The organism is Halovenus halobia (assembly GCF_051414135.1).
GTDB classification, from domain to species: Archaea; Halobacteriota; Halobacteria; order Halobacteriales; family Haloarculaceae; genus Halovenus; species Halovenus halobia.
In genome coordinates, this window is record NZ_JBLKOA010000001.1 from 1,273,095 (window position 1) to 1,286,437 (window position 13,343).

The 13,343-nt window shown below is 60.6% G+C and carries 14 protein-coding genes and 1 tRNA gene; 11 read left to right on the forward strand and 4 right to left on the reverse strand.

The window, feature by feature from the left end:
- Window positions 1-1,323, forward strand: a complete 1,323-nt coding sequence (gene hemG / locus ACMGFM_RS06785; RefSeq protein WP_436901684.1) for a protoporphyrinogen oxidase — start codon at window positions 1-3, stop codon at window positions 1,321-1,323.
- Here hemG and hemE read toward each other — a convergent pair.
- Window positions 1,320-2,327: a uroporphyrinogen decarboxylase gene (gene hemE / locus ACMGFM_RS06790; RefSeq protein ID WP_436901685.1), complete on the reverse strand. Its 1,008-nt coding sequence runs from the start codon at window positions 2,325-2,327 to the stop codon at window positions 1,320-1,322. The two genes, hemG and hemE, sit on opposite strands and share 4 nt — an antisense overlap.
- Before the next feature lie 96 nt (window positions 2,328-2,423).
- On the opposite strand from hemE, the gene ACMGFM_RS06795 reads away from it, so the two are divergent.
- The 5 genes from ACMGFM_RS06795 (at window position 2,424) to ACMGFM_RS06815 (ending at window position 5,655) form a co-directional block, all read left to right on the forward strand.
- Window positions 2,424-3,074 (forward strand): adenylate kinase, encoded by a 651-nt coding sequence (locus ACMGFM_RS06795; protein WP_436901686.1) that lies wholly within the window; start codon window positions 2,424-2,426, stop codon window positions 3,072-3,074.
- A gap of 42 nt (window positions 3,075-3,116) precedes the next feature.
- Complete coding sequence (locus ACMGFM_RS06800) at window positions 3,117-4,001, forward strand: DUF106 domain-containing protein (protein ID WP_436901687.1); 885 nt, start codon at window positions 3,117-3,119, stop codon at window positions 3,999-4,001.
- 39 nt (window positions 4,002-4,040) lie between these two features.
- Window positions 4,041-4,619: a (d)CMP kinase gene (gene cmk, locus ACMGFM_RS06805; protein WP_436901688.1), complete on the forward strand. Its 579-nt coding sequence runs from the start codon at window positions 4,041-4,043 to the stop codon at window positions 4,617-4,619.
- A complete protein-coding gene (locus tag ACMGFM_RS06810) occupies window positions 4,619-5,542 on the forward strand; it encodes an RNA-guided pseudouridylation complex pseudouridine synthase subunit Cbf5 (RefSeq protein WP_436901689.1) in 924 nt (307 codons plus the stop codon). Before cmk ends, ACMGFM_RS06810 begins: the two co-directional genes overlap by 1 nt.
- A gap of 42 nt (window positions 5,543-5,584) precedes the next feature.
- A tRNA-Pro gene (locus ACMGFM_RS06815) sits at window positions 5,585-5,655 on the forward strand.
- A gap of 796 nt (window positions 5,656-6,451) precedes the next feature.
- Here ACMGFM_RS06815 and ACMGFM_RS06820 read toward each other — a convergent pair.
- Window positions 6,452-7,105 (reverse strand): NAD-binding protein, encoded by a 654-nt coding sequence (locus tag ACMGFM_RS06820; protein ID WP_436901690.1) that lies wholly within the window; start codon window positions 7,103-7,105, stop codon window positions 6,452-6,454.
- 3 nt (window positions 7,106-7,108) lie between these two features.
- On the reverse strand, window positions 7,109-8,551 hold the full coding sequence (locus tag ACMGFM_RS06825) for an APC family permease (RefSeq protein WP_436901691.1): 1,443 nt from the start codon (window positions 8,549-8,551) through the stop codon (window positions 7,109-7,111).
- A gap of 188 nt (window positions 8,552-8,739) precedes the next feature.
- Here ACMGFM_RS06825 and ACMGFM_RS06830 point away from each other — a divergent pair, with 188 nt between their 5' ends.
- Both ACMGFM_RS06830 and ACMGFM_RS06835 read left to right on the forward strand, forming a co-directional pair.
- Window positions 8,740-9,339 (forward strand): hypothetical protein, encoded by a 600-nt coding sequence (locus ACMGFM_RS06830; RefSeq protein ID WP_436901692.1) that lies wholly within the window; start codon window positions 8,740-8,742, stop codon window positions 9,337-9,339.
- Between the two features lie 515 nt (window positions 9,340-9,854).
- The gene (locus ACMGFM_RS06835; RefSeq protein WP_436901693.1) at window positions 9,855-10,109 is read left to right on the forward strand and encodes an HAH_0734 family protein; all 255 of its coding nucleotides are present in this window, start codon (window positions 9,855-9,857) and stop codon (window positions 10,107-10,109) included.
- 1 nt (window position 10,110) lies between these two features.
- Here the strand turns inward: ACMGFM_RS06835 and ACMGFM_RS06840 are convergent, their stop codons facing one another.
- A complete protein-coding gene (locus ACMGFM_RS06840; RefSeq protein WP_436901694.1) occupies window positions 10,111-10,320 on the reverse strand; it encodes a hypothetical protein in 210 nt (69 codons plus the stop codon).
- Window positions 10,321-10,424: 104 nt separating this feature from the next.
- On the opposite strand from ACMGFM_RS06840, the gene sppA reads away from it, so the two are divergent.
- From sppA to ACMGFM_RS06855, 3 genes are all read left to right on the forward strand, one after another.
- A complete protein-coding gene (gene sppA / locus ACMGFM_RS06845; protein ID WP_436901695.1) occupies window positions 10,425-11,417 on the forward strand; it encodes a signal peptide peptidase SppA in 993 nt (330 codons plus the stop codon).
- 81 nt (window positions 11,418-11,498) lie between these two features.
- Window positions 11,499-12,101 (forward strand): chemotaxis protein CheC, encoded by a 603-nt coding sequence (locus tag ACMGFM_RS06850; RefSeq protein WP_436901696.1) that lies wholly within the window; start codon window positions 11,499-11,501, stop codon window positions 12,099-12,101.
- 60 nt (window positions 12,102-12,161) lie between these two features.
- Window positions 12,162-13,316, forward strand: coding sequence for an acyl-CoA dehydrogenase family protein (locus ACMGFM_RS06855; protein WP_436901697.1), 1,155 nt, complete (start codon window positions 12,162-12,164; stop codon window positions 13,314-13,316).
- Window positions 13,317-13,343 lie beyond the last annotated feature (27 nt).

Here is a 13,343-nt window from a genome sequence, read left to right on the forward strand (position 1 = left end):
ATGCGTGTCGGAATCATCGGTGGCGGAATCACGGGCCTTGCGCTGACGCACTACCTCGCTGAGGCGGGAATCGACTCAGTCACCTTCGAGGGCAGCAGCGAGGCCGGCGGCGTTATCCAGACCCGCCACGTCGACGGCCGCGTCCTCGAAGCGGGGCCACAGCGAATGCGCAAGACGCCCGGCGTGGTCGAACTCGCGAAAGCGGCCGGTGTCGAAGACGCCTTCGTCGAGGCTGGCACCGAGAAACTGTACGTCTACGCCGACGGCGACCTGGGCCGTGCGCCGCTGTCCATCGAGGAGTTCCTCCGGACTGACTTGCTCTCCTGGCCGGGCAAAGCCCGCATGCTTGCGGAAGTCTTCACCCGTCCCGGCATGGAACAGGAGAGTGCTCGTGACCTGTTCGTCCGCAAGTTCGGGACAGAAGCCTACGAGAACTTTATCGGCCCGCTGTACGGTGGTATCTACGGCTCGGACCCCGCAGAGATGCCCGCTGCCTACGCACTCGACAGCCTGATGGAACGCGAGCAGAAGGCCGGGAGTTTCCTGCAGGCGTTTCGCAAGCGCGTCGGGCAGGGGAGCAAGGCCCCGCCCACCTCGATGGAACGCGGGATGCAACAGCTTCCGAACGCGGTGGCAGAGCACTACAGCGACCGTATCGAGTTCGAGACGCCGGTCACTACCGTCGAAGCGGTCGGCGACCAGTTCCACGTCGAGACGACGGATGGAACAGAGACCGTCGACCACGTTGTCTGCACGACGCCGGCGAGTGTCACTGCCGACGTACTCGGTGACATTGCCGACGGCGTTGCAGAACTGGACTCGCTGCGGTACAATCCGCTGGCGCTGGTCTACCTCGACGCCAACCTCGACGGCGAGGGCTTCGGCTATCAGGTCGGCTACGGCGAGGACCTGCACACCCTCGGCGCGTCGTGGAACGCGAGCATGTTCGACCGCGACGGCGTCCATACCATCTTCCTCGGCGGGATGCACGAACCCGAACTCGTCAGTGAGTCTGACGACCGACTGGCCGAAATTGCTATCGAAGAGTTCGAGACTGTCACCGGCACAGAGGCCTCTGTCATCGACATCGCTCGACTTGAGCCCGGATTCCCCGCGTGGGACCAGTCGTGGTGGGCACTCGAAGACGTCGAGACACCAGAGGGAATCGACCTCGCAACGAACTACACCGCGCGAATGGGGATTCCGAGCCGTGTGCGCGAGGCTCGCGAACTGGCAGAGTCAATTACCGACCGTGCGGAGAACGAACCAGCAGCACCGTCGACCGACGCAAATCGGGCAACACCGGCAGCGAGCGACGACTAGCGCTGTACTTGTTTTGCCGTTTCGACGAAGGCCCGGACTGACTCGACAGGCGTGTCCTTGTTGACGCCGTGGCCGAGGTTGAGAATATGTCCCTCAGGGCCGGCTTTCTCGATGACTTCCCGAGTTTTCTCGCGGACAAAGTCTGGCTCAGCAAAGAGATAGGAGGGGTCGAGATTGCCCTGCACTGGCGTATCGCCGAGTTGCTCGCGGGCCTCACCCATATCGACCGTCCAGTCGAGTCCAACGGCGTCGGCGCCCGACTCTTGCAAGAGGTCGAGGCGGCCGTTCATCCGCCGGACGAAGACGATTGTCGGCACGTCGACGGCCTCGAAAATCTTCTGATGCAGCGGCAGCACGAACTCGCGGTAATCCTCCGGCGTCATCGTACCGGCGTAAGTATCGAACAGTTGGACGACATCCGCACCGTTGCCGGCCTGAAACTGCAGATAATCGATAACGACCGAAGTAAACGACTCCAGGAGGGTGCGGAACGCCTCGGGATGCTGTGCCCGGAGTTGGCGTAGCGGCATGTTCGTTCGACTCGGGCCGCCAGCGACGGCGTACGAAGCCAGCGTGAACGGGCCGCCGGCAAAGCCGATGACTGCGGTTTCGTCGCCGACGCGCTGGTTCAGGCGGACGAGTAGTTCGCCGACGTAATCCAGTTCTCTGGTCACGTCGTCGTGGCTTCGGTCGACATCGTCGGGGCCGGAGACAGGGTCTTCGATGACGGGGCCGACGCCGCTTTCGATGTGATAGGAGAAGCCAAGCGGTTCGAGGACAGTGAGAATATCCGAGAACATCACGACGCCGTCTGGCTTGTAGTACTCCCAGGGCAGCAGCGTGATTTCGGTCGCAACCTCGGGCGTCTTGATGGCTTCGAGAAAGCTGTATTCCTCGCGAATCTCGCGGTACTCGGGGATGTGTCGGCCGGCCTGGCGCATCAGCCAGACCGGGGGGCGCTCTGTGTGTTCCCCACGGGCGGCTCGGACGAGGAGGTGGTCCATTGAACTGAGGTTCGGCTGTGAGGAGTTAAGGGCTTTTGATACCGCGGGACGCTCGCATTTGGACAATCATTTAACGACCGCACTGAAAGACAGAGTATGGCAGCGCCACGGATTCTCATCATCGGCCCGCCCGGTGCAGGCAAAGGAACACAGAGCAGTAATCTCGTCTCCGAGTACGGGATTGACCACATCACGACTGGTGATGCGCTCCGAGCCAACAAGGACATGGACCTGAGCCACCTCGATACCGACCGCGATACCCCGCGTGCCTACATGGAGGCCGGCGATCTGGTCCCGGACGAAGTGGTCAACGAAATCGTCGACACGGCCCTGTCGAACGCCGACGGCTTCGTCCTCGACGGCTACCCACGGAACACGGACCAGGCCGAAGAGCTAGAATCGATGACTGGCCTCGATGTCATCCTCTCGCTGTCGGTCAGTCGCGAGGAACTCATCGACCGACTCACCGGCCGACGAGTCTGTGACGATTGCGGCGAAAACTATCACGTCGAGTTCGACCAGCCCGAGACTGAGGGTGTCTGTGACGAGTGTGGCGGCGAGTTGATCCAGCGTGACGACGACACCCGCGACGCTGTCGAGAATCGTCTGGACGTCTTCGACGAGGAGACCCAGCCAGTTATCGACCATTACGAGGGTCGCGACGAGTTCGTCGCCATCGATGGTGAAGGAACGCCGGCGGATGTCTGGACTGAAATCAAGTCCACCGTCGACGAACACACGAACTGAGGAGTAAAAGCTTGATAGTACTCGGCCAACTTAGCTAAGATAATGCCACGGACCGCACAGAAAGTAGACGACCTCGCCGAAGAGGGCGAGCATATGACCGACGCCCTCACAGCGGTGCTGTCGGTCGCCGAGGAGCAGGGGACGGTGACGTGGGGTGATGTCTCCGACGAGATTACCAGCGGCGAGTGGGGCCGCCTCATCGAGAAAGGTGTGCTCACTGACGCCGACGGTGAAGGGTTCGTCGTCGAGGACCCCGACGGCATCCGCGACGCGCTGGACGAGGCAGACCCGGCCGACATGTCGGATGAAGACACCTCGTGGACGACCTACGACAAACTGGCAGCGCTGAGTGCAGTTGGGCTGTTTGCGGGCTACGCGCTTGGCTCTGTCCGGGAGTTGATCGGCAGTACCATCGACATATTCGTCGGCCCGCTGAACGAACTCCTGCCGTTCTACGTCGTTATCATGATTCTCGCAGTGTTGACCGGTCTTGCGTCCGCAATCTTGCAGGACAACCTCGGCAACACTGCGGTGATGGGCGAGTATCGCGAGAAGACCGAAGAACTCAAAGAACGACGCGAGAAGGCCAAGGAACGCGGTGACGACGAGGCGCTGGAGGAGATTCAACAAGAGCAGATGGAGATGATGTCCGAGAACCTCGGCGTCTTCAAAGCCCAGTTCCGGCCGATGGTCTGGATTATGCTCTTTACCATCCCCGTCTTCCTGTGGATGTACTGGATGACCATCGACGTCGGTGTCGGCGGTAGTTCCCCGGCGCTCGTGTTGCCGATTGCCGGCGAGATCTCCTCGTGGCGGACCAAACTGGTCGGACCCATGGAGGTCTGGATTATCTGGTACTTCGTCTGCTCGATGGGCTTCGGCCAGATTATGCGCAAAGCGCTGAACGTGCAGACGACGCCAGGCTAAACTCGCAACCTCTTTTAGCCTCACCACATCACATGTGGTATGTTGATTACCGTGTCCGGCCCGGCAGGCTCTGGCAAAAGTACGCTTGCCGAGGCACTCGCGACGGCGCTGTCCTACGAGCACGTCTCTGGCGGTGATATCTTTCGGTCGATTGCCGACGAGCGCGACCTCACGCCGCTCGAACTGAACCGCCGCGCCGAAGACGACGACCAGATCGACCGCGACCTCGACCGTCGACTCCGCACGACGGCCCGCGAACAGGATAATCTCGTCCTCGAATCGCGACTCGCGGGCTGGATGGCCGGCGAGTACGCTGACCTGCGACTCTGGCTCGATGGCCCGCTCGACGTCCGCGCCGAACGCATCGCCGAGCGCGAGGAGAAATCAGTCGAGCAGGCTCGTGAAGAGACACAGGCCCGCGCTGAGAGCGAGGCACTCCGCTACGAGGAGTACTACGGCATCGACATCGACGAACTGGGTATCTACGACCTCGTCATCAACACCGCCCGCTGGAGCCCAGACAGTGTTACCGATATTGCGCTGCAGGCGGTCGACACGTACGACGAACACACTGACGAGGGCCAGACGCCGGTCACCGGCGTCGCGTACGACTTCTGATGAGCCTGCTCGACTCCCCTGGAGAACGGTCCATCCCAGACCTGCTCTCCTTTGGCGTCTGTAACCTCGACAAACCGCCGGGGCCGAGTTCCCACCAGGTTGCCGACTGGCTCAAGGGCATGCTCAACGACGCGCTCGACGAGCAGGGGGCCGACACCATCGACAGCGTTGCCCACACTGGCACGCTCGACCCCAAAGTCACGGGCTCGCTGCCGGTGCTGTTCGGCGACGCAACCCGTCTCGCGCAGGTGTTCGCTCGCAGCGACAAGGAGTACATCGCCGTGCTCGAACTCCAGGGGCCGCCACCATCGGACTTTGAAGCCTCGCTCGCGGAGTTCGAGACTAAAATCTACCAGAAGCCACCCCGCAAGAGCGCGGTGGTACGCCAGCTCAGAACCCGGCGGATTCACGCACTGGACGTGCTCGAAGTCGACGGCCGGCAAGCACTGTTGCGGATTCGCTGCGAGGCTGGCACCTACGTCCGAAAACTCTGTCACGACCTCGGCCTCGCGCTCGGAACCGGCGCACACATGGGCGACCTGCGGCGCAGCGCCACGGGCCAGTACGACGACACCACGCTGGTCACGCTCGAAGACTTGGCCGACGGCCTGGCGTTCTGGACCGAGGACGGTGACGAAGGACCGTTGCGCGATATTGTCGCGCCCGCTGAAACGGCGCTCGACTCACTCCCGCGGCTGATTGTCGCGCCGAGCGCGGCCCGGGAGATTGCCGAGGGGGCTCCCGTCTACGCGCCGGGTGTCATCGACGCTGAACCTGCGCCGCTTGACGGCACGGCTGTGACCGACAGTGAACTCGTGGCTGGGTTCACGCCCGACGGCTCGGCGGTCTGTCTCGGCACGCTGGTCGGCGACCCCGAGGCCGAGTCTGGGACGGTGCTCGAACTCGAACGCGTGTTGGTGTGAATCGAAGGCCTTAATCCCGACAGTATCGTCTTCTCGAAACGCGGGACCGTGGGGTAGCGGTATCCTCGGCGCATGGGGTGCGTCGGACCTGAGTTCGAATCTCGGCGGTCCCACTCTACCACCTTTTTACGTCGTCGGGTGCGCGAAGCGCACCACTCCTCGAAAAACGTGGGCGAAAAACTGCCGGACGCTCAGCCTGCGGCTTCGCGTCCGGTGTCTTCCGGAGTGAGTACCGCAAACGACGGAGGGCTCGTCAGAGCTCGCTTTGTCCGTAGTTGGTACTATTTGTGGTGGTGTATCCAGTCTTGGAGCTGTATGAACTCACTCTTGCCACAGGCACCACAGGATTCCGGTGGCTGGAACGTATGCTCGGAAGCCGAGTGGTGGATTGGCGTCCCAGCGTGGGTCACCTGACAGTTCTCACAGACGAATTGTTCTACTGATTCTGGACTGTGTGCCATAGTAACATGTCTCACTTTGTAGGGATATGCCTTGGGTCCCAGTGGGACACCCGGGGAACTTCTGAGTTCTGTCTGAATTGGTTGGCGACTGTGCTCGCTCTGCAGTGCCGACTCGATATTTTTCTGGGAGAGTGTCCTCCTCGAAGGGACGCTCAGGAAACTCTCGAGAGATGAGTGGGACGACCACGATGACGCACTGGACAACGCGTGGCACCTCGACCTGTTCACGAAGGCAGAAACGGCTGGTGAGTTGCAACTGTACACCTTCGATATCCACGAACAGGTCGGGCGCAAGTCCATAGAGTTACCGCCCGGACTCAAGCAGTACTACTCTCCGACCGATAACGACTGATTGCTCGGAAGACGGTGGCTGGCGGTACACGGTCGGTCACCATCCGCTGCCCCGACATCACGCACCGACTCGCCAGTCAGTAACGAGTATCCACCGTTACCCCTGCAACAGATTCATTACTTCATCAACGACGCCAGGTTCGACAGCGACGACGTAGCGGTTGCCGGCTGTCAGTTGCGTATCTGAGCGAGCAATCCGGTTGCCCTCTTCGTTCGAGATGATAAGTGTCCCCTCGGGGAATCGCACCTCCGAGAGTTGCTTGCCTGCCGCCGGTGCGCCCTCGGCCACGCGGACGTACATAATCTCGAAGGTGCCAGCCACGTCGGTAAGCGTCTGGACGTCGCCGCCGACGATTTCGTTGGCAGCGATCCGTGCCCCCGCTCGCTCGGGGAACACAATCGTGTCGACAAACCGGGTGTAGGCTTCGCCGGTGAACCTGTCGATGCGCGCAACGGTCCGAATGTCCGGTACGACATCTGCGGCGACCATACAGACCGCGAGGTTCAGCCCTGTTTCACCCGTCAGCGCCGCAATCACGTCTGCGTCCTCGATTCCCGCCTGCTCGATGATTTCGGGGTTGGTTGCGTCGCCGTTGATGATGGTCGCAGTCCACTCGTCGGCGATATCCGAGACGATACGCTCGTCGCGTTCGATAACCGTTACATTATGCCCTCGGTCAGCGAGCAATCGCATTGTCTGTACACCGACTCGCCCACCGCCAGCGATGATTACGTCGAGTGATTGTGTCATGAATTATCCCTCCGTTGTCGCTGCTGTGTCGCGGTTGTCTTCACCGCCCTCCGACTGTGCGTCTGTCCGCTGTTTGAGCGCCAGGAAAGCCAGTCCGCCCAGCAGAATCCAGCCGACACTGAGCGCCAGCGCCAGCGGGTCAGTGCGAACCAGATAGGCCACGAGCACGACTGTCAACAGCAGATTGAGCGCGATGCCAATCAGCGGCGGCGCTGGGTAGAACGGCATCTTGTAGGGCCGGTTCATGTCGGGGCGTTCGCGCCGAAGCCTGATCACGGCCACGTTGACGATGATAAACGAAAGCAGGAAGAACAGACTCGACATGTTGCCAGCGCTCTGTGTCGGCAACACCACCGACCCGAGCATGACCACTGCGCTCGCCACGATGGCGACAAAGGGCGTCCCGAAGCGGTGGTGCAACTGGCCGAACGAGGGCAGCAACTGCCCCTCTCGACCCATCGAGAACGCAACCCGCGAGGAAGCAATGACGACAGCGTTCAGCGCCGTCAGTGTCGAGAACACTGCGCCGAAGACGATGAGTGCACCACCATTCTGGATGATTGGGAGTCCAGTCGGCATGAACGACGTTGCCGCCGTGGCGATTCCCGCTTCGCCTGCCGCCGCGAGACCATCCGCCCCGAGCGTTCCCACCGCAACGGTGACGACAGCCAGATATACCACGACTGTCACCCCGAGACTGATGAAGATTGCCTTCGGGATGTTCTCTCTGGGATTTTTCACCTCCTCGGTGACCGTCGTGATGAGGTCGTACCCCTCGAAGGCGATGAAGGTCAGTCCCATCGCGGGCAGAATTGCCGTTGCCCCCTGAGGGAACAGCGGCTGGAACTCGGCTCCCGAGAACATCGGTGAGGCGAGTCCGAACCCGACGAAGACGACGAGAATACTCACCTTGATAATCGTGAATATCGTCTCGGCACTCCCGCTTGCCGCCGTCGATACCGCATTCAGCGCGACGAGGGCAAACACCGCGACAAACGCTAGCAAGACGGACAGCGGCAGCGACGCCTCGATGACGGGAATCGCAACCGCCCCAACTGCGTCCGGCGGCGGGACAATTCCGTAGACGTGCAACAGTTCGAGGAAGTTCGGTGCAAAGCCCAGCGCGTACAGCGCCCCGGCGATCATGTAGGCAAACCAGAGCATCCAGCCCATGATGAACGAGGCGAAGTCGTCGAAAATCTCTCGGACGAACGCGTACCCGCCGCCACTCTTCGGAATCGAGGCTGCGAGTTCGGCGTAGGACAGCCCGGTAAATGCCGTCACGACGCCGTTCAGCGCGAAGACGGCAATCGCGGCCGGCCCGGCAATCTCCGCTGCCAGTCCTGTCAGGACGAAGATACCTGCGCCGATCATCGCGCCCATGCCGATCATCGTCGCGTCTAACAACCCGAGTTCCGCGTTCGGTGAGCGCGTTTGGCTACTCATCGTCACACGATAGTGCCACAATCGGTTCGAGTCCTTGCACACCCGCACATCTCAATCCGAATAAAAAATACTCCGGCTTTGTTCCTCTCCACTGGGAGTCGGGCCGACGTTTAATTACCAGGCACCGTGCTCGGAGTTCAGGCGCGTTGACCCCCAAAACCAAAGCGACAGGCTCCATTGGTTGAGGTATGGCCTCTGACCTCGGGAATATGCTCAGGATGATGAATATCCTCGGCGACGAGGGGTTCGTCGACGCCTTGGAAAACGCCGAACGACTGGTAGATAGTGCCGACAGAACACTCGAACGCGTCGAGAAAATTGAGAGTGACGCCGAACAGGCCGTCCGGGAAGCGAACGAGACGCTGACCGCCGTCGACAACCGACTGGCAACGTTCGACGAGACCATCTCGCTGCTCGAAGCGAAGATCGAAGCCGGATTCAGCATTGGATTTTTCTTTTTCGGCCTGAACCGGTATCTCGCCGGTGAACTCTTCCTGGCCGTGGCGCTGTTCGGAATGGGATTACTCGGCGCGTCGTCGCTGGTCGTGACGATTGTGACACTGCCACAGGTCCGGCGACTCCGCAAAATGGGGCTCACCGCGTGGCGGCACGTCGACGACGATGACGGGGACGAGACGGACGACCAGTCATCGTCCGAGGCAACCGAGTTGAACACGGACGGCGGACGGAGGACAACCCCGAACTCAGCGTCACAGAGCGACGCCGACCGGGATACAGCGTCGTCGCGCAGACGCCGCGCTGGCCGGTACGGTCGTCACCGCGAGTAACTGCCAGTGCAACTCATCGAGTCAGAGACAGTAGGATGTGCGGCCAGACGCGCGAGCAGTTCAGGATGGCGTCTGGCCGGGTAGTGGGGTGGGGCCCTGGGTGGTATCTACCGATGATGGCTGCAAACCAGATCCAGGAGTGAATCTCTCGATAGTGTGGGGTTGGGTGCTCTTCCAAGGCCCATCTACGGATACAGATACCCTGCTAATAAACGCTTTGAAACAGAATAGGCATTTATTCCCTTTCGGTGGCTGTATTCTGCCCGGTTACGGACCCTTGGGTATGGGTAAGTGGTCGCGGTGGCAACCGGCGCAACAGCGGTGCTCGCTGGGTGTTCAAGGGGAGCCGTCGGCCAACCGTGCCCACAACTGCGTGAGATGGACCACCGACGGGCCGAGTCGGGGCAGCGAGCAGTTGAGGCATCGCCCGCAACCGAGCGGTTTGCGGCACTAGTCTGGGCCGCCTGAGTACGCCTATCGAAGTTGTTAAATCGACACTGTGTGAACCGTTGGGTATGCAGAAGCTGATCATCCACGGCGACCCGGGTATTCGGAAGGGTGCAACCATCGAATACGAGGGGTCGGAGTTCGTCTGTTTCGGCATCAACCGGCAGTGCGAATGGAACGGTCCTGACGAGGTCCAGTTGTGGTGTACGGTCGGTACGCCCGACGAGAAAGACGCCTACGAACGGCGTGAGTATATCCCGATGCATCTCGATGTCGACGACGCGGACGCCGAGGAGATTTCAGTCATCGAGGCCGCGGCCTGAGTTACGAACTCGGCTCTCGGCTGGGACAGCTCCGACTGCCGTCGTATTCTGCGGTCACCGCTGCGAACACGCTCGTGAGCAGGAGCAACGTCGACTGCTCTAGCCCGAATACGGCGGTGTTCGTGGCCGCGAGGACGAAACACACCCCAGCGAGAAGCCACAGCGTGACGTACTGTGCCCGTCCGCTCCGAATCGACTCGCGAAGTGACATACTCTGTGAGTGGGCAGCCAGCATAATAGCAATTCTGTGAACTGCAGTTCACAAGGTTGCAATGCCGTGTTTTTTATTTCCGGCACCCAACCACTCTGACAGCGATGGGCTTTCTTAAGACAGCGCTTCGTGCGGTTCTGTTCGTCGGAGTTGTAGCGATTGGCGTCGCCGCTGGCTGGTTCCTGTTTCTGTGGTACCCGAGTTCGGGTCGGGAACTGCTCGGCATGCTGTTGCTCGTCCTCGCGATTCCGGCGGTCGTCCGAGTCGGTGCGTCGGTTGCCGGGTCAGTCGTCCCCGGATACAACGTCGCAGAGGTTGGCGTTACGGGTGCAATTTCGCGCAACAGCGGCGGCGGCATTGGCTCGGCACCGACAGGAGCCAACGCTGACCGAATTGTCGACCAGATCGAGCGCGCAGACGCCGACAGCAGTGTCGACGCTCTGGTCGTTCGGCTGAACACACCCGGCGGCGAAATCGTCCCCAGCGAAGATATCAAACTCGCTGCCGAGGAGTTCGACGGGCCAACAATTGCGTACACAACAGACACCTGTGCAAGTGGCGGCTACGAGATTGCAAGTGGCTGTGACGAAATCTGGGCACGCGATGGGAGTATCGTTGGCTCGATTGGCGTCATCGGCTCACGGGTCACCGCCGCCGAACTGGCCGACCGACTCGGCATCCAGTACGAACAGTTGACTGCCGGCGAGTACAAAGACGCCGGGACGCCGCTGAAGGAACTCGAAGACGACGAACGAGAGTATCTGCAGGGACTGATCGACGACTACTACGAGCAGTTCGTCTCGAACGTTGCCGAGCGCCGCGAGATGGACGAAGCGACAATCGAGGAGACAGAGGCTCGCGTCTATATCGGGACGAAAGCCCACGAAGAGGGGCTTGTCGACGAACTTGGAACGAAAGACGACGTGCTTGACGCGCTCGAAGACCGGCTGAACGCGCCGGTCACCGTCCGCGAGTTCGAGCCACAGTATCCGCTCGCACAGCGGGTCCAGTTGGGTTCCCAGCGGTTCGCCTTTGCCTTCGGCGCGGGCATCGCCAGCATCTTTTCGGCCGAGGGCGACCAGTTCAAATTCCGATAAGGCGGCGAGCAATTCTCGCCTGCGAAAATGCGAGGGTGCGTTATATGTATGTCCGGCGGGAACAGAGTGACAACGTCATTCATGAGTTTGATGATCGATATTCGGAAGCTGGGGTTGTTCAACAAGATGGCCAAGCAGGGCGGCAACACGGTTGCAGACCATCTCAGCCAGATGACCGGGATGGAAACGGAGATGGAGATTACGAAAATCAACTTCATCGATATCCCCGACATTCAGGCTCACGTCGGTGACGAGAAACAGATTGGCATCAGCATCGAGATGACTGAACGTCCCTACGGTCATATTCTATTCCTGTTCAACGCCGAAGACGCGAAGAAACTCGCCCACGGGATGATGGGCGACATGGGCGACGGCGGCGAGGCGACCGACGGCTTCACTGATATGGAGCGGTCGGCCATTCAGGAGATTGGCAACATCATGACCTCCGGCTTTATCGATGGCTGGGCAAACGTCCTGAACACGACAATCGATATGTCGACGCCGACGTTTACCTACGGCCCCGGCAGTGGGATGGTCAACGAACTCGTTGGCAACCGAGACGACGAGATGGCACTGATGTTCGACTCGCGAGTCCACGCACTCGAATCCGATATCAACGTCAAAGTCTACACCTTCCCTGAACTCGACGAACTCGTGAGCCTGATGCAAGAAATCGAAGTGTAAGCGACGTCCCAAACCTTGTAGGTCTGCCATTTATACCGGTTGATCCCGTAGTCATTTTGCATGGATTTGTTAGAAGAGAGTATTGTCCCCGAGCACGCACGAGCGGTTAAACAGGAAGCGCGTGAGTTTGCCGAGGAACATATCGAGCCAAACGCAGCGGAGTACTTCGAGAGCGGCGACTACCCCGAAGAAATCATCCAGAAAGGCGAGGAAGCCGGACTGGTCGGACAGGGAATTAGCGAGGAATACGGTGGCCGTGGCTTTTCGCTCGCCGAGACGCTGGCGCTTGCCGAGGAGTTCTACAGGGCCGACGCAGGGATTGGACTATCACTGCAACTGCCCGACTTCGGCACCGACCTCGTGGAGATGTACGGCACCGAAGAACAGAAAGAGAGCTATCTCCGCCCGATTGCCGAAAACGAGATGCGCTCCGGACTCGGCGTCTCCGAACCCGATACCGGCAGCGACATGGCCGGGATGCAGACTGCCGCCGAGAAAGACGGCGACGAGTGGGTGCTGAACGGTGAGAAATACTGGGTCGGCAACGGTGTCGAGGGAGACTGGCTGACTATCTACGCCCGAACTGGAGACGACGAAGACAACCGCTACGGCAACTTTTCGCTGTTTATTGTCCCGACGGACGCGCCTGGCTATCACGCCGAGCACATCCCCGAGAAGATGTGTTACCGCGCCTCGAAGCAGGCCCACATCACCCTGGATAACTGCCGCATCCCCGAGGACCACATCATCGGCGAGGAAGGCCAGGGATTCTATATGATTGCTGATTTCTTCAACAAGGGTCGGGCAGTCGTTGCCGGCCACGGCCTCGGTCTCGCTGCTGCGGCCATCGAGGAAGCCTCCTCGTTCGTTCACGACCGCGAGGCATTCGGCCGGACCATCGACGAGTTCCAGTCTGTCCAACACGACCTCGCAGACATGCGTATGGAGTTCGAGTCTGCCCGTGCGCTGTCGTGGCGGGCCGTCGAGAAGGTCGAAAACCACGACAACGCCGGCTACTGGGCCGCACTCTCGAAGGCGACAGCCACCGAGGCTGCCACCGAGTGCGCCGAGCGAGGTATGCAACTGTACGGCGGCCGCTCCGTGCTCGAAGAAAACCGCATCTCCCGTGTCTACCGTGACGTCCGTGTCCCGGTCATCTACGAGGGCGCAAACCCTATCCAGCGCAATCTGATCTACAGCCAGGCGCCGCGATAACATCTGTTTTCTTATACGTCGGCTCTC